The sequence below is a fragment of the Streptomyces sp. NPDC006393 genome (genome assembly GCF_040628575.1).
Classification (GTDB): domain Bacteria; phylum Actinomycetota; class Actinomycetes; order Streptomycetales; family Streptomycetaceae; genus Streptomyces.
In genome coordinates this window covers 49,933-70,083 of record NZ_JBEXZD010000038.1, presented here as the reverse complement: position 1 = coordinate 70,083, position 20,151 = coordinate 49,933, and the positions used below count along the sequence as shown (strand labels likewise).

Sequence of the window (20,151 nt, the reverse complement as noted above, 5' to 3'; positions counted from 1 at the left end):
CTCTTCCCGCACCTGGTCACCGCCCTGCACGACGCCGGCCTGCCGCCGGGCAGCCGGATCGTCCTGGAGAAGCCGTTCGGCGAAGACCTGGCGAGCGCACAGGAGCTCAACCTGCTGCTCACCGGACTCGTCCCCGAACAGGCGGTGTTCCGGGTCGACCACTTCCTCGCCATGACGACCGTCCAGAACGTGCTCGGCAGCCGCCTCGCCAACCGCGTCCTGGAACCCCTCTGGAACAGCACCCACATCGCGGAAGTGGAGATCGTCTGGGACGAGACCCTCGCCCTGGAGGGCCGGGCCGGCTACTACGACGGCGTCGGCGCGCTCAAGGACATGGTGCAGAACCACCTGCTGCAACTGCTGTGCCTCGTGGCCATGGAACCCCCGATCACCCTCGGCGAGCGGGACCTGCGCGACCGGAAGGTCGACGTACTGCGCTCCGTACGGCTCCTCACCGACTACGACATCACGCACCGCACCCGCCGCGCGCGCTACCTGTCCGGCCGGACCGGCGACCACACCGTCCCCGCGTACGTCGACGAAGAGGGCGTGAACCCCCGGCGGCACACCGAGACCTTCGCCGAGGTCGAACTGGAACTCGACAGCTGGCGCTGGTCCGGGACGACGTTCCGGCTGCGCAGCGGCAAGGCCCTCGGACAGGACCGCAAAGAAGTCGCGGTGCGCTTCCGCCCCGTCCCGCACCTGCCCTTCGGCCACGAAGGAGAGGCCCTGCCCAACGTGCTGCGCTTCGGGCTGGAGCCGGAAGGCATGACCCTCGACATGACCGGCATCGGCTCACGCGCCCAGGCCCTCACCCCGCTCTCGCTGACCGCGCGGATGGAACCACCCGCCCTGCCCGCCTACGGCCGGCTCCTCCTGGACGTCATGAGGGGCGACCCGGCCCTGTCCCTCCGCGGCGACGAGGCCGAGCAGGCATGGCGGGTCCTGACACCGGTCCTGGACGCATGGAAGAGGGACCTCGTCCCGTTGCAGGAGTACCCGGCCGGCTCCGACGGGCCGCCTCCCCGGCCGCACGAAGGCGAACAACGGCCGCGCAGCGCCCTGTTGCATCCCGAAGCGACACCGGACGATGCGGCCTGACAGCAGTAGGACGGCTCCCGGCGCCGAGCGTCGCCGACCCCCGTGCGTCGTCGTCACAGGCGTCGCGGGCGTCGGCAAGACAACGGTGGCCCGCCTGCTCGCCAAGAGGCTGAACGTCCCCTTCGCGGACGGCGACGACTTCCACTCCCCGGCCGGCATCGCCAAGATGTCCGCCGGCACACCGCTCGACGACACCGACCGCCGGACCTGGCTGGAGTCCATCGGCCGCTGGCTGCACGAACGCGACGCGGCGGGCACCGGCGCGGTGGTCGCATGCTCCGCGCTCAGGCGACGCTACCGGGACACCCTGCGAGCAGCCTGCCCGAGCGCGTTCTTCCTGCACCTGACGGCCGCCCGGGAGCTACTCGCGGACCGCCTCGGCCGGCGCACCGGCCACTTCATGCCGCCCTCGCTCCTCGCATCACAGCTCGCCACGCTCGAACCCCTGGAACCGGACGAGCGGGGAGCCGAACTCGACACGACACCCGCTCCCGGCACCCTCGCCGGCCTGGCCGCGGACCTGCTGGCGCGACAGCCGTGACACCGGGCCACCGGCGCGTCCTGGCGGTCCTGCGGTACCCGGAGAGCACCCGGGCGGCCTGAAGCACACGGGCGGTCGGAGAGCGGCACGCAGCGGGATCGGGAAACGGGGGGCGGACGCGCTGGCCGTTCAGTACGAGGACGTCACCTTCGAGGCGGTGCACAGCGCCGTACTGCCGTTGGTCCCGGTCGAACCCGGCCGCATCCTCGACGTGGGCGCGGGAACCGGGCGCGACGCCGCCGCGCCGGCGGCCCGCGGACACCACGTCGTCGCCGTCGAGCCGACTCCGCAGCTGCGGGACCATGGACAGCGGATCCATCAGGACAGCGCCATCGACTGGGTCGACGACACCCTTCCGGACCTGGCTCTGAGCCACGGCCGGTTCGACGCGGTCTTCGCCACCGCGGTGTGGATGCGCCTGGACACCGGGGAACGCCGCCGAGCGATGGCCAGGATCGCCGCTCTCCTGATACCCGGCGACCTCTTCTTCGTGAGCCTCCGTCACGGCCCCGTCCCGGAGGGCCGTCACATGTTCGACGTCTCCGCCGCCGAGACGGTCGAGCTGGGCAACACCTACGGACTCCGGACAGCCCACCACAGCGAACGCCCCGACCTGCACGGACGCACCGGGGTCTCGCCCGTACCGGGCTCCGTGGATGCCGAACGCCCCGGACCGATCATCGGCCGGGGCATTTGCGCTGCTCAGGATGAGAGCCCCCTGTCGGATTCGAACCGACGACCTTCGCTTTACAAGAGCGGCGCTCTGACCAGCTGAGCTAAGGAGGCCCGTACGCGTCTACCGCGTGCGTGTCTGTGCAGTGTACCCACGTCCCGCTGCGGGCCCGTCGAAAATTTCCGCGAAGTTCACAGGCCCTCAAGTGCTGACAGACCAGGTGAACGCCAGGTACCGTCCTGTGCCAGTTCACCTGTGTGGACTACACCACAACGGAACCACGCGGAAACACCCGTAGTGGCACCACCTTCCTACAACGGATCGTCCGGCACGTTCCTGCCGGTAGAAGGGGGCCCATTCACCATGGCCACAGTTACGTTCGACAAGGCGACCCGGATCTACCCGGGTTCCACCAAGCCCGCCGTCGACGGTCTCGACATCGACATCGCGGACGGCGAGTTCCTCGTCCTGGTCGGTCCGTCCGGTTGTGGCAAGTCCACCTCGCTCCGGATGCTCGCGGGGCTCGAGGACGTGAACGGCGGTGCCATCCGGATCGGTGACCGCGACGTCACCCACCTGCCGCCGAAGGACCGGGACATCGCCATGGTGTTCCAGAACTACGCGCTGTACCCGCACATGACCGTCGCCGACAACATGGGCTTCGCGCTCAAGATCGCCGGCGTCAACAAGGCGGAGATCCGGCAGAAGGTCGAGGAGGCCGCGAAGATCCTCGACCTCACGGAGTACCTGGACCGCAAGCCGAAGGCGCTCTCCGGTGGTCAGCGCCAGCGTGTCGCCATGGGCCGCGCCATCGTGCGTGAGCCGCAGGTCTTCCTCATGGACGAGCCGCTGTCCAACCTGGACGCGAAGCTCCGCGTCTCGACCCGTACGCAGATCGCCTCGCTCCAGCGCCGTCTCGGCATCACCACCGTCTACGTCACCCACGACCAGGTCGAGGCCATGACGATGGGCGACCGGGTGGCGGTCCTCAAGGACGGTCTGCTCCAGCAGGTCGACTCGCCGCGCAACATGTACGACAAGCCGGCCAACCTCTTCGTCGCCGGCTTCATCGGCTCGCCCGCCATGAACCTGATCGAGGTGCCGATCACCGACGGCGGTGTGAAGTTCGGCAACAGCGTGGTGCCGGTCAACCGGGACGCCCTCAAGGCCGCCGCCGACAAGGGTGACCGCACGGTGACCGTGGGTGTGCGCCCCGAGCACTTCGACGTCGTCGAGCTGAACGGCGGCGCCGCCGCGTCCCTGTCGAAGGACAGCGCGGACGCCCCGGCCGGCCTCGCCGTCTCCGTGAACGTGGTCGAGGAGACCGGCGCCGACGGCTACGTCTACGGCACCGTCGAGGTCGGCGGCGAGCGGAGGGACCTGGTCGTCCGCGTCAGCAGCCGTTCGGTCCCGGAGAAGGGCTCCACGCTGCACGTCGTGCCGCGGCCGGGCGAGACCCACGTGTTCTCGACCTCGACGGGCGAGCGGCTCTCCGACTGACGCCGCCGAAGCTGCCGCCTTCCGGCTGAAACCTCGGGACGACCCCGGGCGATTCACCCCGGTTGACGACTGTTGACGAGAAGGGCCCCGCGACCTGCCGCGGGGCCCTTCTCGTCGTCCCCGAAATACCCCGGCGCACAGGACATTTCGATCAGTGTGCGTCAACATGCCACCCGGAAAAAGGGCTGCCCCTGTCCCTCGAAGAGGTGACTAAATGTCGCCAAATCATTACCGAGCGATACGCTCCCTCGCGTGAAGCACTCCACCACCCAACCCACGCGACGCGGCCGGGGCCCCGCCCGCCGGATCGGCCGCACCCTCGCCCTCGTCCTGCCCGTCGTCCTGGTGCTCTCCGGGACCCTCGCGGTCACCCGAGTCAACTGGTCGGGGAACCCCTCGAACTCGGTGCTCACCGCGTCCGACGCGTCCGCGGCCGAGGTCGCCGGACACGCCCGCGCCCCGCAGGACGTGCTGCGCGACCAGCTGCTGACCGAGTTGCAGCAGAAGAACCCGGGCGTCGCGCTGACCCACCTCCAGGAGGCGGTCAACGGCCGCCCGTCGCTCGCCCGGCACTGCGCCTCGATCGCGCGCACCCTCGGCCGCGCGGCGGTCCGCATCTACGGCCCGTCCCGCGCCCAGTCCTACGCCCGCCCCGTCTGCGACACCTCCTTCGCCTCCGGCGTCCTGACAGCCCACAGCTGAGCCGGGAGGACGACGGCACGGGGCGGCTCTGCCGCCCCAGCCGCCTCAACCGGGTCCGCCGCACGGGCACCGGGCGGTCACCGGGCGGTCCCGGTTGAGGCGGCTGTGCTCGGGCCGGTCCGGCACCCCGAGCCCGTGCCGGCTCGCCTCCGCAGGGCCTCGCGCCGGGCGTTGCGCAGGGCTCGCGCAGGGTGCCCCGCGCAGGGGCCTCATGCAACGCCTCGCTGCTCGCCGGGCCCGGCCGTCCGGGTCCTCCTCGTCGGCCGACGAGGTGATGCTCGTGGGGGGCGGGGCTCGTACGGTCCTCGTCCACCGTGGGTGCGCCGCGCACGGGACGCCTCGCTTCCCGGACGGGCCGAGGCCCTTCCCGCCGCTCGGCCCGTCCGGGTCCTGCGCTCCGCCCCCGGGGCCGTCGGTCGCGTGGTGGGGTGGGACGTACAGTTCGGGCATGACCCATCCGAATGCGGCGTCCCGCCCCACTCAAGCCGTGGTCCTGGCCGGTGGCCAGGGGTCCCGGCTGCGCCCCTACACCGACGACCGGCCCAAGCCGATGGTCGAGATCCCCGGCACGGGCACCCCGATCATCGGCCACCAGCTCGCCTGGCTCGCCGAGGAGGGCGTCACGGACGTGGTGGTCTCCTGCGGCCATCTCGCCGAGGTACTTCAGGAGTGGCTGAAGTCGGCGACGCTGCCCGTCAAGGTGACCACCGTCGTGGAGTCCGAGCCGCTCGGCCGCGGCGGCGGTCTGCGGTTCGCCGCCGCTCATCTCCCGCACCCGGAGAGGCCCTGGTACGCCACCAACGGCGACATCTGGACCCGTTTCTCGCTGCGGGACATGGCGGACTTCCACACCGAGCGGGACGCGGTCGCGACCCTCGCGCTGGCCCGCCCGCGCCTTCCGTGGGGCGCCGTGCAGACGGACGGCTTCGGCCACATCACGGACTTCATCGAGGCCCCGCCGTCGACCGTCGAGGTCAACGCGGGCGTCTACGTCTTCTCGCCCGAGTTCGCCGGACTGCTCCCGGAGCGCGGCGACCACGAGCGCACCACGTTCCCGCGGCTGGCCCGCGAGCACCGGCTGGCCGGGTTCCCGATTCCGCAGGGCGCCTACTGGCGTGCCATCGACACCGCGAAGGACCTGACGGAGGCCGCGAAGGAGCTGGGCGCTCCGAGGTGATCTCGTGAGCCACGAGGAAGGGCCCCGCACCGTGATGGTGCGGGGCCCTCCTCGTCGGTCCGTCGGTCCGTCGGTCGTCCGGGTGCGGGACCGGGTCAGCCGAGCAGGCCGCCCACCAGGCCCGGCTGCCCGGAGGAGGAGCCGCCGCCGTCGGAGCCGCCCGAGCCGGAACCGCCGGCCGAACCCGCGCCGCCGGTCGTGGTGCCCCCGGAGGTCGGGCCCGAGCTGGTGCTGGGCGCCTGCTGCACCGGGGAGGAGCGGCGTGGCGGTGCCTGGCCGGCGGTGCCCTGGGTCTGGCTGGGGGAGCCGCCGGTGGCGGTGCCGCTCTCCCGGGTCCTGCCCGGTGTCGTCGCGGGGCTGCCGGAGGGGCCCGCCGACGCGCCCCGGTGGCTCGGTGAGGTCGAGGCCGACGGGGATTTCTGGTTCCGCTGCCGGTCGCCGGACCGGTCGGGGAGCGGCGAGCCGGGCAGTTCGTTGCGCGGGGCCTGACCGGGCCCGGGCACGACCACGCGGTCGGCGTCGCGCACCGCACCGCCGAGCAGCGAGCCGACGAGCAGGGTGAGGCCGGTGATGAGCACCGTGAGCAGGGCGCCGCGGCGCAGCACGAACCGGCGCAGCGCCCAGATGTCGGAGCGCGGGCCGAGCCGCCGCCAGGCGGAGGCGGCGAGCCGGCCGTCGACGGAGTACACGGGGGCGCCGGCGATGATCAGTGGGGACCAGGCGGCGAGGTAGATGATGTCCGGGGCGTCGTAGACGGGTACGGTCCGCCAGCTGACCGTGACGATCAGGGCGGCCGAGAGCAGTGCCCCGACCACCGCGGCGACCCGCTGCCAGCAGCCCAGGACGGTCAGGACACCGACGATGACCTGGAGGAAGGCGATGACCAGGCCGGAGCCGACGGGGTGCTGGAGGGCGAACTGGCGCAGCGGCTCGGCCACTTCCCAAGGGTGCAGCGCGTTGAGCCACTTGACCATGGAGCCGCGTTTGCCGCCGTCGAAGTAGAGCGGGTCGCACAGCTTGCCCATGCCGGCGTAGACGGAGACGAAGCCGAGGAAGATGCGCAGCGGGAGCAGGACGACGCCGAGGTTCATCCGGCGGCCCGGGTAGTAGGCGTGGCGTGCCGGGTCGTCGCCGCCGTGCCGCCTGCCGCGTCGGTGCTCGTCCGAGGCGGCCGGGGCGTCGTAGTCGTCGTGGGCGCCGTATGCGCCGTGGTCACCGGGGCGGAAGTCCGCGAGGCCGTCCTCAGCGAAGCCGGCGTCCGGGTGGCCGTCGTTCGCGAAGTCGTCGGGGTCGTAGGGCGGTCGGCCGTACGGCGGTCGGGCGTACGCCGAGTGGTCGTGGGGCGGTGAGCCGGCGCCCGGCTCCGCGTACCCGGTGCGGCCGTACGCCGCTTCGCCGTACGCGGACTCCTCGTACGCGCCGCCGGCGGGCCGCATGTGCGGCAGCAGCCGGGTCTCGCCGGGTTCGGGGCCGCGCGGGGCGCCGACGACGGGGGTCTCCACCGTCCGGTCGAGGTCGTCGTAGGCGTCCGCGCCCGGACCGTAGCCGGGTGCGGGGTCGATGCGCGGGATGACCTGGGTGGCTCCGGGGTCGGCGGAGGGCTCCTCGGCGTGCCGCACGCTGCCGCTGCGCACGGCCTGGAGCAGCCGGTGGGCGCCGGTGTCGTCGGGAGCGGACCTGCCGCTCCAGACGACCGGGCGACGCTGGGGCGCACCCTGGGCCCGGCCCGCCGCGCCGACGACCGGCATGTGGGCGGTGTTGTCGGTGGCGCTCAGGTGCGGGGCGATCCGCAGGGACCGGGTGCGCCGCGAGGCGGCGCCCAACTGCACGCGGAAGCTCGCGTGAGTGACGATGACCTGCGCCGGATCGCTCGGCACCTTCACCATGCTCAGCGCGGGAGCGTCGTCGTATCCCGACGAGCGGTCCCCCGTGGGTGTGCGGGGTGTTCTGGTGTCCACACTCATCTAACCGAGTGACGAGGAGTTAGGACACTGCCGTGACCCGTCGGATCTGTCCGGGCCGCGTCAAGGTTGCGCCGAACGCCCGGTTTTACCCGAGCGGGTGAATACACGGACCTTTGTTCGACCTCCGCTATCGGCCGGAGGCCGGCCCTCACTCACCCGCGCCGGCGCGCCGCCTCGTAGAGCACGATCCCGGCCGCCACACCGGCGTTCAGCGACTCCGCCCCGCCCGGCATCGGGATCCGCACCCGGACGTCACAGGTCTCGCCGACGAGCCGGGACAGGCCCTTGCCCTCGCTGCCGACGACGATGACGACGGGTCCCTCCAGGGCGTCCAGGTCGCCCAGTTCGGCCTCGCCGTCCGCGGCCAGGCCGACGACCGTGACACCCGCCTTCTTGTACGCCTCCAGGGCGCGCGTGAGGTTGGTGGCGCGGGCCACGGGCGTACGGGCGGCCGTACCGGCGGAGGTCTTCCAGGCGCCCGCGGTCATGCCGGCCGCGCGCCGCTCGGGGACGACCACGCCGTGGCCGCCGAAGGCGGAGACGGAACGGACGACCGCGCCGAGGTTGCGCGGGTCGGTCACCCCGTCGAGGGCGACGATCAGCGGGTCCTCGCCGGCGTCGGCGGCGGCGTCGGCCAGGTCCTCGGGGTGGGCGTACTCGTACGGCGGGACCTGGAGGACGAGGCCCTGGTGGTTGAGCCCGTTCGTCATCCGGTCCAGCTCGGGGCGCGGCGCCTCCATGAGGTTGATGCCGCCGCGCTCGGCCGCGAGCTGAAGCGCCTCGCGGACGCGCTCGTCGTTGTCGATGAACTGCTGGACGTACAGCGTGGTGGCGGGCACGCCCTCGCGCAGCGCCTCGACGACCGGGTTGCGGCCGACGACCAGCTCGGCGGACGACTTGCCGGCACCGCGGCGCTGCGGGCGCCCCTGGGCGCGGCGGGACTTCGCCTGGGCGGCGCGCTGCTTGGCGTGTCCCTTGCGCATCTCGGCGGGGGGCGTGGGGCCCTTGCCCTCCAGGCCCCGGCGCCGCTTGCCGCCGCTGCCGACCTGCGCGCCCTTCTTGCCGGACATGCGGCGGTTGTTCGCGGCCATGACCTACCTGTCTCTTCGAACTTGTCGAACTCGCGTACGTACGTCTATGAAGTGTGCCGCCCGGACGGCCGGGCGGCACAGTCGATCTTCCCCGGCTCTTGGCCGGTGCCCCACCGGCCCCGGTCGGCTCAGCGGGGGCCAAGGCTCCAGCGGGGACCCTGCGGGCTGTCCTCGATGACCAGTCCGGACTGGTTGAGCTGGTCGCGGATGGCGTCCGCCGTCGCCCAGTCCTTGCGGGAGCGGGCGGCCTCGCGCTGGTCCAGCACCATGCGGACCAGGGAGTCGACCACCCCGTGCAGGTCCTCGCCGCGGTCGCCGTCCTCGCCGGCCCAGTGCTCGTCGAGCGGGTCGAGGCCGAGGACGCCGAGCATGGCCCGCACCTCGGCGAGCCGGGCCACGGCGGCCTCCTTGTCGTCGGCGGCCAGCGCGCTGTTGCCCTGCCGGACGGTGGTGTGGACGACCGCGAGCGCCTGCGGGACGCCCAGGTCGTCGTCCATCGCCTCGGCGAAGGCGGGCGGCACCTGCGCGGACGGCTCCACCGGGCCGGCCTTCTCCACCACGCGCTGCATGAAGCCCTCGATCCGGGCGAACGCGGACTCGGCCTCGCGCAGCGCGTCCTCGCTGTACTCGATGGTCGAGCGGTAGTGGGGCGTGCCGAGGTAGTACCTGAGCACGATGGGCCGCCACTGCTTGACCATCTCGGAGACGAGCACCGAGTTGCCCAGCGACTTGGACATCTTCTCGCCGCTCATGGTGACCCAGGCGTTGTGCACCCAGTACCGGGCGAAGTCGTCGCCGTAGGCCTTGGCCTGGGCGATCTCGTTCTCATGGTGCGGGAAGACCAGGTCCAGGCCGCCGCCGTGGATGTCGAAGGCGGAGCCGAGGTACTTGTGCGCCATGGCCGAGCACTCCAGGTGCCAGCCGGGGCGCCCGCGTCCCCACGGCGTCTCCCAGTCGGGCTCGCCGGGCTTGGCGGCCTTCCACATGGCGAAGTCGCGCGGGTCCCGCTTGCCGGTGATGCCCTCCTCGGCGGGCTGGCGCAGCTCGTCCAGGTCCTGCTTGGACAGCTCCAGGTAGGAGGGCCAGGAGCGGACGTCGAAGTAGACGCTGCCGTCGGCCTCGTAGGCGTGCCCGCGCTCGATGAGCCCGCGCATCATCTCGGTCATCTCGGTGATGTGACCGGTGGCGCGGGGCTCGTAGGTGGGCGGCAGGCAGCCGAGCGCGGTGTAGCCGTCGTCGAAGGCGCGCTCGTTGGCGTACCCGATGGACCACCAGGGGCGGCCCTGCTCGGCGGCCTTGTTGATGATCTTGTCGTCGATGTCGGTGACGTTGCGGACGAACGTGACGTCGTAGCCGCGGTAGGTGAACCAGCGGCGCATGATGTCGAAGTTCAGCCCCGACCGGATGTGCCCGATGTGCGGGGCCGCCTGCACGGTGGCGCCACACAGGTAGATCGAGACGCAACCCGGCTTGAGCGGGGTGAAGTCACGGATCTGCCGGGCGCTGGTGTCGTACAGGCGAATAGTCACCACTCCAGGGTAGTGGGCCGGGGGCAGTGCCTCGCGCCCCCTTGCCCCCAAGGCCGCGCTTTTGTGACCCACCCCGGCGAAGGACGCCCGTGCCCCACCGCCGAAGGCCGTCCGTGACCCGCCGGCGAGGGGCCTTCGTGACCCACCCCGGCGAGCGGCGTCACAGACTCCCGACCACCTTCCGCGGCGAGACCCGGACGATCACCCGCTCCGCGTCCTGCGAGGACGCCGGGTTGAACTCGGCGTACTTCTTGCCGCTGTACTTCAGGCTCAGCTCGTCGATGAGGTCCTGGCCGCCCTCCGTGGTCAGCTCGGCGGTGCCGCGGATCTCGGCGTACTCGTAGGGCGACTGAGGGTCCTGGACGACGATGCTGACCCGCGCGTCCCGGTCGAGGTTCTTCTTCTTGCGGCGGTCGACGGTGGTGGAGACGAGGAGGTCCTCGCCGTCCCGTTTCACCCACACCGGGGACAGCTGCGGGCTGCCGTCGGGCTGGACGGTGCCGAGGACGATGAAGACGGGACCGTCGAGCAGGGACTTGAGCCGGTCGGACAGGACGGCGGGCATGGGGTACCTCCGTGACCTCGGTCAGTGTCGTCGCTGTGACTCTGCGGGTACCCTCGCACGCCCTCAGCTCACTCGCACCACGAGGGCCGTGGCCACCGCCATCAGGCCCTCGCCCCGGCCGGGGAAGCCGAGCCCGTCCGTCGTGGCGCCGGAGACGGACACCGGCGCGCCGGCCGCCTCGGAGAGGATCTTCTGGGCCTCGTCGCGCCGCTTGCCGATCTTCGGACGGGGGCCGACGACCTGCACGGCGACGTTCCCGATCCGGAAGCCCGCCTCGCGCACGATCCGCGCGGCCTCCGTCAGCAGCGTGACCCCGGACGCACCGGACCACTCGGGGCGCCCGGTGCCGAAGTGCTGACCCAGGTCGCCCAGCCCGGCGGCCGAGAACAGCGCGTTGCACGCGGCGTGCGCGACGACGTCGGCGTCGGAGTGCCCGGCCAGGCCCGGCCCCTCGCCCTCCCACTTCAGGCCCGCGCACCACAGGTCGCGGCCGTCCTCGAAGGCGTGGATGTCGGTGCCGATGCCGACCTGGGGCAGCACCGGCTCCAGCGGCTCCACCCGCCGCGTCCCGGGCGTGTCAGTAGCCATCGTTGAGCCTCCTGCGGGCGAGCACCGCCTCGGCGAGGACCAGGTCCAGCGGGCGGGTGACCTTGAAGGCCTCCTCGTGGCCGGGCACGGCCACGACCCGCTCGCCGAGCTGTTCGACCATGCTCGCGTCGTCGGTGACGTTGTCGGTGACCGTCGCGTGGGCGCGCACCAGCGTGGCCCGGTCGAAGCCCTGCGGGGTCTGCACGGCGCGCAGCAGGGAGCGGTCGGGCGTGGCGACCACCGGTTCGGGCTCTCCCGGAGCCGCGGCCGGCTCCACCTGCTTGACGGTGTCCGCGAGCGGCAGCGCCGGTACGACGGCGGGTGCCCCGTCCCGTACGGCCTCGATGACGGCGTCGACGGTGTCCACCGGGACCAGCGGGCGGGCGGCGTCGTGCACGAGGACGATGTCGTGACCGGGCGGCAGCGCTTCCAGGCCGAGCCGGACGGACTCCTGGCGGGACTCCCCGCCGGGCACGACCAGGAAATCGGTCCTCCCCCAGCTGCCGCCGGGGGTGCCCCCGGGGAGCGCGTGCGCGTCGAGCAGCGACTTGACCTCGGCGGCGCCGTCGGGCGGGGCCACCACGACGACCAGGGAGACGGCGCGGGAGGCGGCCATGGCGCGCACCGCGTGGACGAGCATGGGGGTGCCGCCCAGCGTGCGCAGCGCCTTGGGGGCGCCCGGACCGAGGCGTACGCCCCGGCCGGCGGCCGGGATCACGGCGGCGACGGAGGTCCCGGGCTGGACATCCGAGGGCGAAGGGCGCGAATCGTCAGACATCGGTTCCTGTCAGGTTTGTTTGCCGGCCTGGCATGGGTATGGCCACACCGTGCCGGGCGCGAAGCCTCGACCGGACCCTTCCGTGACCTCGGTCGAGCCGACTGCCCGGGCCCGGCACACAGTATCGGGGGACCCTCCCCCGCCGTACGGCATGGACGTCACGCGCGTGGGTCGAAGAGCCGGCCGCGTGCGCGTACAGCCGATGACGCGGTCGCGCGGGCACGAACATGCCGCAGCGCCCGGCGACTGAAATCGTGTCATCGGGCACCGCGGCATGTTCGGTGTGCTGGGTGGGCCTGAGCGGCGAGTTGTCGTCGTCGCCTCGCGTCAGGACGCGAGGACCTCGTCGAGCAGGGCCTCGGCCTTGTCCTCGTTCGTGTTCTCCGCGAGGGCGAGCTCGCTCACCAGGATCTGGCGGGCCTTGGCGAGCATGCGCTTCTCTCCGGCGGAGAGTCCGCGCTCGCGCTCGCGACGCCACAGGTCACGCACGACTTCCGCGACCTTGATGACATCGCCGGAGGCGAGCTTCTCCAGATTTGCCTTGTATCGACGCGACCAGTTCGTGGGCTCCTCGGCGTATGGTGCGCGCAGCACCTCGAAGACCCGGTCCAGCCCGTCCTGACCGACCACATCACGCACGCCGACGAACTCCGCATTGTCCGCTGGCACACGCACCGTCAGGTCACCCTGGGCGACCTTCAGCACCAAGTAGGTCTTGTCCACGCCTTTGATCTGGCGAGTTTCGATGGCCTCGATCAGCGCGGCCCCGTGATGGGGATAGACCACGGTGTCGCCAACCTTGAACGTCATGTGACAGGTACCCCTTCCGTGGCTATCCAGGGTAACACGGATACGGCGTCTTCTGAATGGCGTTTTCGCAGGTCAGGGCATATCTCGGGGCTTGACAACAGCAACCGGGACGTGCTTCGGAAGGGTCCGGCGGGCCAAGGGGAAGCAGGTATTCGCAGGTCGGAGGGGCTCTTCGCACGGGGTGAAACGCGTACGTTACACACATCCGGGCGCCCCGCCCAAACGGCTGAACGTCCCGTTTTGTCTGGTTCCATGTGCTCGACTTCCGCTACTCCGTTCGGTGAGCCGGGGGGCGGCCCCGGGACGAATCCGGAATTGATCACGGCCGCACCCGGAACGGCCGGCCGGACCCGGTGATGATCAATTCCGCGCCGGCCCGCGCATTCCTTCGGTCTCTCCCTCGGCCTTCCTTCCGCTCCCTTCCGCCTTCCTCGGTCTTCCCTCGTCTTCCTTCGTCTTCCTCCGCCGGAAATGCGCGGGAGCGGACGAGCGCGGATCACGACGGCTATGCCGCGGGGTAAGCCGGCGGGTAAGCCCGCGGGGTATGCGGGGGGACGCTTACGTGAATGGCGGACGGCCTTGCGGCCAATGCGGGCGGAGAGACCCAGAGGGGCGCGGAGGGAGGCGCATTGAGAGCGCTCCCCGTCCCCGCGTGGGAGCGGTGTCCGGATGCCCGGCGGCGCGGAGGGGCGGGTCGGGTGCGGGGCCGCGGGAACGGCTCGGTAACCTAAGGCCGCTGACAGACGCTTAGGGCGGCTTTATAAGGGGGCCGCTCTGTACCGCCCACGTTCAAGGAGTTGCCGCCGCCGTGAGCAGCAGCCTTCGACGCGGCGCCCTCGCCGCCGCCGCCATCGCGTTCTCGATCGCCTCGCTCGCCGCCTGCGGCGCCGGCAACGATGCCCAGACGCTCGAAGTCAAGCCGGACAACGCGGCGACCACCGTCGGTGACATCAAGGTCCAGAACGCGGTGATCATCACCCAGCCCGGCACCCAGACCAAGGGTCCGGCCGTCGTCTCGGTGACCCTCTTCAACAACGGAACCAGCCCTCAGACGCTGGACGCCATCCGCGTCGACGGCGACGGCACCGCCCAGATCACGCCCGCCTCCGGCAACGGCAAGCTGACCATCCCGGCCGGCGGCTCGGTGGTGCTCGGCGGCAAGGGCAACGCGTCCGCCGCGCTGTCCAACCCCGGCTCGTCCGTGCAGGACGGCAACGCCCAGAAGATCACGTTCAGCTTCAGCAAGGCCGGTGACGTGAGCCTGCGCGCCTTCGTCGTCCCGGCCCAGAGCTACTTCGACAAGTGGGGCCCGAGCAACATCCCGGCCGCTCCGGGTGCCACGGCCGAAGCGACGGCGACCACCTCCGCCGGCGCCTCCGGCAAGCCCGAGCAGTCGAAGTCGCCGAGCGGTACGGCCACGGCGTCGAACTCGGCGGAGTCGGGCAGCGGCACGACGGTGACCCCGAGCGACTCGGCGTCCCAGTCGGCCGCGGGCCACTGACACCGGCCGGCCACCCGTCCCGGACGCACCGAAGGGCGGCACCCTCAGAAGTGAGGGTGCCGCCCTTCGCCGTGACCGACGCCTACGGCTCACACAGGCGTACGCGGCTCACGGCTCACGGCTCGAACTTGTAGCCCAGCCCCCGGACCGTCACCAGGTAGCGCGGCGCGCCCGGGTCCGGCTCGATCTTGGCGCGCAGGCGCTTGACGTGGACGTCGAGGGTCTTGGTGTCGCCGACGTAGTCGGCGCCCCAGACGCGGTCGATGAGCTGCATGCGGGTCAGCACGCGGCCGGCGTTGCGCAGCAGCATCTCCAGGAGGTCGAACTCCTTCAGCGGCAGGTCGACCTTGGAGCCGGAGACCGTGACGACGTGCCGGTCGACGTCCATGCGGACCGGGCCGGCCTCCAGGGCCGCCGGGGCGACCTCCTCCGGCTCGCCGCGCCGGCGCAGCACCGCGCGGATACGGGCGACCAGCTCGCGGGAGGAGAAGGGCTTGGTCACGTAGTCGTCGGCCCCTATCTCCAGGCCGACGACCTTGTCGATCTCGCTGTCCTTGGCGGTCACCATGATCACGGGGACGTTGGAGCGGCCGCGCAGCTGGCGGCACACCTCCGTACCGGGCAGCCCCGGCAGCATCAGGTCGAGGAGGACGAGGTCGGCGCCGTTGCGCTCGAACTCGTCGAGTCCGTCGGGGCCGGTGGCCGCGACGGCGACCTCGAAGCCCTCCTTGCGGAGCATGTACGACAGGGCGTCGGAGAAGGACTCCTCGTCCTCGACGACGAGCACTCGGGTCACGGAAGGACCTCCGGGGCGGGAAGCGGTACGTACGGTGTTGACGGTGATGACTCCGCGCGGTACTGCGCGCGGGACTGCCCGGCCTCGTCGTCGAAGGCGGGGTCGGGGTGCTGCTGGGCACGCTCGCGGTCGCGGGCCTCCCGGCCCGCCGCCGCCTCCGGCAGCCGCAGGGTGAAGGTGGAGCCCTGTCCCTCGGCGCTCCACACCGTGACCTCCCCGCCGTGCGAGGCGACCACGTGCTTCACGATCGCGAGACCCAGGCCGGTGCCGCCGGTGGCACGTGAGCGGGCCGGGTCGACGCGGTAGAAGCGCTCGAAGATGCGCTCCTTGTCCTTGTCGGAGATGCCGATGCCCTGATCGGTGACGGCGATCTCGATGAGGTCTCCGCCCGGCGCGGTGATCGGGCGGGCGGCGATGCCGACGCGGGTGCGGGCCGGGGAGTAGTTGACGGCGTTCTCGACGAGGTTGCCGAGCGCGGCGGCGAGCTGGCCCCGGTTGCCCCACACCCGCAGGTCCGCGGTCCCTCCGGCGGCCATGGTGATCTGCTTGGTGCCGGCCTGGTGGCGGCAGCGGTCGATGGCCTCGGCGACGAGTTCGTCGACGCGGACGGGCTCGGCGTCCTCCAGCGGGTCGTCGTTCTGCACCCGCGAGAGGTCGATGAGCTCCTGCACCAGGTTGGTGAGCCGGGTCGCCTCGATCTGCATGCGTCCGGCGAAGCGCTGCACGGCCTCGGGGTCGTCGGAGGCGTCCATGACAGCCTCGGAGAGCAGGGAGAGCGCGCCGACGGGCGTCTTCAGCTCGTGGCTCACATTGGCCACGAAGTCGCGCCGTACGGCCTCGATGCGGCGGGCCTCGGTCAGGTCCTCGACCAGCAGCAGCACCAGCCGCGACCCGAGCGGGGCGACGCGCGCGGAGACGGCGAGGGCCTCGCCGCGCCCGGTGCCGCGCCGGGGCAGGTCCAGCTCGACCTGCCGTATCTCCCCGTCCCGCCGGGTGTCCCGGGCCATCTGGAGCATGGGCTCGACGGAGAGCTTGCCGCCGCGCACCAGCCCGAGGGCGTAGGCGGCGGAGCTGGCCTTGACGACGGCGTCGGCCTCGTCGAGGACCACGGCCGAGGAGCGCAGCACCGACAGCACGGTGTCCACGCCGGGCGGGAGCACCGGGTCGGTGTGCAGCGAGGTGCGCGTCGGACGCTTCTGCTCCCTCTCACTGAAGCGGAACGCCAGCATGGCGATGACGCCGGTGAGCACTCCGGCGATCGCTGCCGCTGCGGCGACCGCCGCGTTCACGTCCATGCCTCAAGGTTAGGCACGGGGTACGACATGCCCACAGCCGTCAGGGTGCGACCTCGAACACTCGTCGCCCAGAGTTCACCTTGGGGCCAGTACCGGTTCATTTGGGATGACGGAAACGGACGCGTAGGGGCCGGACCGTGGGAGCGTGGGGGTCAGGCAGCCCCGACGAAGACGTACGAGAGGGAACCGAAGATGCGGGACGCGTACCACGAGGAACTGGACTCGATCGGTGACGGTCTGGTGGAGATGGCCCGGCTGGTCGGGTCGGCGATCGGACGCGCCACGACCGCCATCCTCGACTCCGACCTGAAGCTGGCCGAGAGCGTGATCGAGGCCGACCAGAAGGTCGACGACCTCCAGCACGATCTGGAGGCCCGGGCGATCGCGCTGCTGGCCCGGCAGCAGCCGGTGGCCACCGATCTGAGGATCGTCGTCACCTCCCTGCGCATGTCCGCCGACCTGGAACGCTCGGGCGACCTGGCCCAGCACGTCGCCAAGCTGGCCCGGCTGCGCTTCCCGGAGCGCGCGGTCCCTTACGACCTGCACGCCACCATCCTGGAGATGGGCCAGCTCGCGCAGCGCCTGATGGCGAAGGCGGCCGAGGTGATCGTCACCAAGGACGTCGACCTGGCCCTCCAGCTGGAGCAGGACGACGACGAGATGGACCTGCTGCACCGCACGCTCTTCCAGCACCTGATCGACGACCGCTGGAAGCACGGCATCGAGACGGCGGTGGACGTCACCCTCCTCGGCCGCTACTACGAGCGCTACGCCGACCACGCGGTGGCGGTGGCCAAGCGGGTGGTCTACCTGGTCACCGGCGAACACGCCGACGACCTCCAGGCGGACATCCAGCCGGTGACGGGCGTGGAGGGCGCGTAGCCCTCGGAACGGGGCGCGTACGAGCCCCTGTGCGCCGTTGATGCGCCCGGCGGAACGGGCATGGAATGGGCACAGGCATCTGCCTAGAGGAGGGACCCATGGCCGAATCCCCCAGCATCGTGCCCGACCCCACACAGGACCGCGACACCGAGCAGCCCGCCGAGACCAGGAGCCTGCCGCTGCTCGCGGCCTGCGGCTGCGGCTCGGGCTGCGGCTGCGGCTGCCAGTCCGGCGGCCCCTGCCAGTGCGGCTGACCGACGGAGACGGACACAGGGTCCCGGCACCGCGCCGGGGCCCTGTGCCGTACCGGGGTCCTGTGCCGTACCGGGGTCCTGTGCCGTACCAGGGTCCGTAAATCCGACATTCACCCCTCATCAGCACATCATCCGCGAACGTCACGGAAACGTCCGCAATTGGTAACACGGCGCGTGTAACGCCCGGGTATGTCCACCGGACGGACAGTCTGTGCGCATGGCGTCCACCCGGCCGCCACTCGGACTACGCACACCCAGCAGGAGAGCCCGTGTCCGCTTCCGTTTCCGTGACCGCCCGCCACCTGACCGCTGCCGCCGCCGCGGCCGCAGCACTGATCGGAGTGACGGCGCTGCCGGCGTCCGCGGCCGACCACCACCCGCGCTCGTACCGCCAGAGCGTCGAGATCAGCGGCGTGCACCTCGACCACCAGGCACGCGACCACCGCTCCAACCGGGTCCTGAACAGGGAGTGGGTGGAGATCACCAACAACACCCGTCACGGCGTCAACCTGAGCGGCTGGACGCTGTCGGACAGGCACGGCCACACCTTCAGGTTCCACCACTACCGCCTCGACGGCCGCGCCACGGTCCGCGTCCACACCGGCTACGGCCGCGACACCCGCACGGACCTCTACCAGGACCGCCGCACCCCGATCTGGGACCGGCACGCCGACACCGCCACCCTGCGCAACGACCACCGCCGCGTCGTGGACCACGTCAGCTGGGACAACACCCGCCACGGCAACCGCGACGACCGCCGCCACGGACACCACCGCTGACACATCGCAAGGCCGGCACCAGCGCCAACGCCGTCTCCACCTCCTCACCTCCTCACCACTCACAGCGAGCGACGCAGCGGCCCCCTCTCCCGACGAGCACCGGGAGAGGGGGCCTTCCCGTCGAAGTTAGTTGCGCGCACGCAATCTATCGATCACAATGAATGCGACGGCGGAGCCGTGCCCACTTCTCACCAGCGGGCGCTGCTCCGCCGTCCTCGTGTCCGGCGTGCGTACGGGCCGTACGCACGGACGTCCGTCCTCGGCCCGTACACACCCGTACAAAGGAGTGACCACCACCATGCCCTCATCCGCGCCGGGGACGTTCCCGGACGTACAGGCCATCGTCCGGGACCTGCTCAAGACCCGCCCGGAGCTGGCGAACGCGTATGTCGACGACGCGCCGCCGACCGGCTTCGACGGGACGCAGCAGGCCGTGCTGATCTCCCGGATGGGCGGTGCCTGGATCGACGACCTGCATGTGGACCAGCCGCTGATCCAGCTGGAGGTCTACGGGCCGCAGAAGTCGGTGGCCCACAGCCTGGCCAACGCGGCCCGTGCCACCCTGCTGGCGGCGACCGGCACCGTCTTCGGCACCTCGTTCGTCAGCGATGTGACCGAGGAGGACGGCCCGCGCTGGCTGCCCGACTACATCTACGCGGGCGCCAACCGCTACGTCTGCGTCCTCCGCCTCAGCGTCCGCACGGACTGACCCCTCACGCCTCCCCCGAACCGGGCCCCGCCGAACCGATCGGCGGGGCCTTCGCCGTGCCCGCCCCGGACACGGCGGCCCCACGCGGGGCACCAACCCCAGGAAAGGAAGCCACCTTCATGGCTGGTAACAACTCGTCCGAGATCCGCATCGCCGGGACGGGCCGCATCCTCGTGGCCCCGGCCGGCACCCCTGCGCCGACCAAGTTCTCCGCCGACCCGGCGGCCGACTGGGACAGCGCGGTGTGGCGGGACCTCGGATACACCTCCACCGACGGCGTGACCTTCTCCAAGAAGGACAAGCTCGACCCGGTGGAGACCTGGCAGGCGGTCAGTCCGGCCCGTTTCATCTACTCGGACCGCGACCTGACGCTGAAGTTCGCCATGCTCCAGTTCAACGAGGACACCCTGCCGTTCTTCATGGGCGGTGACACGGTGTCGGCGGTCAACGCCACCGACAACCCCGGCGTCTACGCCTACAACGTGCCGGACGGACCGCAGTTCGACGAGCGCGCCCTCGGCCTGGAGTTCCACGACGGCGCGGACATCACGTACCGCTTCGTCATCCCGCGCGGCCAGGTGACCGCGTCGGACGACATCAAGCTGGTGCGCAAGGCCGCCGCCACCCTCGGCGTCACCTTCACGGCCCTGTCCTCCGGCGAGACCCAGCCGCTGGCGACCTTCGTCATGAAGGACCCGTCGTACGCGGTGGCGTGACCCGGCGCCCCCGGTCTCACGGGGGCGCCTCCCGCGGGGTGCCCGGCGACCGGCAGGCCCGGTGCGGGCACCCCGCGACACCGGCACACCGCTCCGTAGGCGACCGGAACATCCGGTGCGTCCCGCTCCACCATGCCGCTCAGAACCCACCGCCGCGCCCGCACCGTTCCTCCCGGACCCGCCGGGCGCGGCCCCTTCCC

Annotated in this window: 20 protein-coding genes, 1 tRNA gene and 1 pseudogene; 12 read left to right on the top strand and 10 right to left on the bottom strand. The window is 71.7% G+C overall.

The genetic code is table 11. The features are described from left to right. The 3 genes and pseudogenes from ABZ484_RS18300 to ABZ484_RS18290 form a co-directional block, all read left to right on the top strand. On the top strand, positions 1 to 1,101 hold a 1,101-nt coding region (locus tag ABZ484_RS18300), incomplete at its 5' end, for a glucose-6-phosphate dehydrogenase (RefSeq protein WP_358866909.1). Beyond that, positions 1,091 to 1,642: a gluconokinase gene (locus ABZ484_RS18295; RefSeq protein ID WP_358866908.1), complete on the top strand. Its 552-nt coding sequence runs from the start codon at positions 1,091 to 1,093 to the stop codon at positions 1,640 to 1,642. The genes ABZ484_RS18300 and ABZ484_RS18295, both read left to right, overlap by 11 nt. Positions 1,643 to 1,799: 157 nt before the next feature. Further along, a pseudogene (locus ABZ484_RS18290) lies at positions 1,800 to 2,129 on the top strand (methyltransferase domain-containing protein); the annotation flags it as partial. 225 nt (positions 2,130 to 2,354) lie between these two features. Here the strand turns inward: ABZ484_RS18290 and ABZ484_RS18285 are convergent. Then, positions 2,355 to 2,428 (bottom strand) — tRNA-Thr (locus ABZ484_RS18285). Between the two features lie 250 nt (positions 2,429 to 2,678). Between ABZ484_RS18285 and msiK the strand changes: the two genes are divergently transcribed. The 3 genes from msiK to ABZ484_RS18270 all read left to right on the top strand — a co-directional run bounded on the left by msiK (position 2,679) and on the right by ABZ484_RS18270 (position 5,694). Then, positions 2,679 to 3,815, top strand: coding sequence for a diacetylchitobiose ABC transporter ATP-binding protein MsiK (gene msiK, locus ABZ484_RS18280; protein WP_358866907.1), 1,137 nt, complete (start codon positions 2,679 to 2,681; stop codon positions 3,813 to 3,815). Positions 3,816 to 4,067: 252 nt separating this feature from the next. After that, the gene (locus ABZ484_RS18275) at positions 4,068 to 4,517 is read left to right on the top strand and encodes a hypothetical protein (RefSeq protein WP_358866906.1); all 450 of its coding nucleotides are present in this window, start codon (positions 4,068 to 4,070) and stop codon (positions 4,515 to 4,517) included. Between the two features lie 448 nt (positions 4,518 to 4,965). Next, entirely contained in the window at positions 4,966 to 5,694 is a 729-nt protein-coding gene (locus tag ABZ484_RS18270) for a nucleotidyltransferase family protein (protein ID WP_358866905.1), read from the top strand. 95 nt (positions 5,695 to 5,789) lie between these two features. Here ABZ484_RS18270 and ABZ484_RS18265 read toward each other — a convergent pair whose 3' ends face one another. From ABZ484_RS18265 to ABZ484_RS18235, 7 genes are all read right to left on the bottom strand, one after another. Next, entirely contained in the window at positions 5,790 to 7,658 is a 1,869-nt protein-coding gene (locus tag ABZ484_RS18265) for a DoxX family membrane protein (protein ID WP_358866904.1), read from the bottom strand. 152 nt (positions 7,659 to 7,810) lie between these two features. Continuing rightward, positions 7,811 to 8,749: a 23S rRNA (guanosine(2251)-2'-O)-methyltransferase RlmB gene (rlmB, locus tag ABZ484_RS18260; RefSeq protein WP_358866903.1), complete on the bottom strand. Its 939-nt coding sequence runs from the start codon at positions 8,747 to 8,749 to the stop codon at positions 7,811 to 7,813. A 128-nt stretch (positions 8,750 to 8,877) separates the two neighbouring features. Next, complete coding sequence (cysS, locus tag ABZ484_RS18255; RefSeq protein ID WP_358866902.1) at positions 8,878 to 10,278, bottom strand: cysteine--tRNA ligase; 1,401 nt, start codon at positions 10,276 to 10,278, stop codon at positions 8,878 to 8,880. A gap of 160 nt (positions 10,279 to 10,438) precedes the next feature. After that, a complete protein-coding gene (locus ABZ484_RS18250; protein WP_358866901.1) occupies positions 10,439 to 10,843 on the bottom strand; it encodes a PPOX class F420-dependent oxidoreductase in 405 nt (134 codons plus the stop codon). Positions 10,844 to 10,906: 63 nt separating this feature from the next. Continuing rightward, the gene (gene ispF / locus ABZ484_RS18245) at positions 10,907 to 11,431 is read right to left on the bottom strand and encodes a 2-C-methyl-D-erythritol 2,4-cyclodiphosphate synthase (protein ID WP_358866900.1); all 525 of its coding nucleotides are present in this window, start codon (positions 11,429 to 11,431) and stop codon (positions 10,907 to 10,909) included. Next, entirely contained in the window at positions 11,421 to 12,209 is a 789-nt protein-coding gene (ispD, locus tag ABZ484_RS18240) for a 2-C-methyl-D-erythritol 4-phosphate cytidylyltransferase (protein WP_358866899.1), read from the bottom strand. The genes ispF and ispD overlap by 11 nt, the downstream gene beginning before the upstream one ends. 327 nt (positions 12,210 to 12,536) lie before the next feature. Next, a complete protein-coding gene (locus tag ABZ484_RS18235; RefSeq protein WP_003953493.1) occupies positions 12,537 to 13,019 on the bottom strand; it encodes a CarD family transcriptional regulator in 483 nt (160 codons plus the stop codon). An 808-nt stretch (positions 13,020 to 13,827) separates the two neighbouring features. Here ABZ484_RS18235 and ABZ484_RS18230 point away from each other — a divergent pair. Beyond that, positions 13,828 to 14,520 carry a DUF461 domain-containing protein gene (locus ABZ484_RS18230; protein WP_358866898.1) on the top strand — a complete coding sequence of 231 codons (693 nt, stop codon included), beginning with the start codon at positions 13,828 to 13,830 and terminating at the stop codon, positions 14,518 to 14,520. A 115-nt stretch (positions 14,521 to 14,635) separates the two neighbouring features. Here the strand turns inward: ABZ484_RS18230 and ABZ484_RS18225 are convergent, their stop codons facing one another. Together ABZ484_RS18225 and ABZ484_RS18220 are read right to left on the bottom strand one after the other, a co-directional pair. Beyond that, complete coding sequence (locus ABZ484_RS18225) at positions 14,636 to 15,316, bottom strand: response regulator transcription factor (protein WP_076087010.1); 681 nt, start codon at positions 15,314 to 15,316, stop codon at positions 14,636 to 14,638. Further along, entirely contained in the window at positions 15,313 to 16,611 is a 1,299-nt protein-coding gene (locus tag ABZ484_RS18220; RefSeq protein WP_358866897.1) for an ATP-binding protein, read from the bottom strand. Before ABZ484_RS18220 ends, ABZ484_RS18225 begins: the two co-directional genes overlap by 4 nt. 192 nt (positions 16,612 to 16,803) lie before the next feature. On the opposite strand from ABZ484_RS18220, the gene phoU reads away from it, so the two are divergent. The 5 genes from phoU (at position 16,804) to ABZ484_RS18195 (ending at position 19,951) form a co-directional block, all read left to right on the top strand. Then, positions 16,804 to 17,493 (top strand): phosphate signaling complex protein PhoU, encoded by a 690-nt coding sequence (gene phoU, locus ABZ484_RS18215; protein WP_358866896.1) that lies wholly within the window; start codon positions 16,804 to 16,806, stop codon positions 17,491 to 17,493. A gap of 98 nt (positions 17,494 to 17,591) precedes the next feature. After that, on the top strand, positions 17,592 to 17,747 hold the full coding sequence (locus ABZ484_RS18210) for a hypothetical protein (protein ID WP_189905993.1): 156 nt from the start codon (positions 17,592 to 17,594) through the stop codon (positions 17,745 to 17,747). A gap of 269 nt (positions 17,748 to 18,016) precedes the next feature. Next, positions 18,017 to 18,526 (top strand): lamin tail domain-containing protein, encoded by a 510-nt coding sequence (locus tag ABZ484_RS18205; RefSeq protein WP_358866895.1) that lies wholly within the window; start codon positions 18,017 to 18,019, stop codon positions 18,524 to 18,526. 298 nt (positions 18,527 to 18,824) lie between these two features. Further along, positions 18,825 to 19,235, top strand: coding sequence for a hypothetical protein (locus ABZ484_RS18200; RefSeq protein WP_358866894.1), 411 nt, complete (start codon positions 18,825 to 18,827; stop codon positions 19,233 to 19,235). 119 nt (positions 19,236 to 19,354) lie between these two features. After that, positions 19,355 to 19,951: a phage tail protein gene (locus ABZ484_RS18195; RefSeq protein ID WP_358866893.1), complete on the top strand. Its 597-nt coding sequence runs from the start codon at positions 19,355 to 19,357 to the stop codon at positions 19,949 to 19,951. The last annotated feature ends 200 nt before the right edge of the window (positions 19,952 to 20,151 follow it).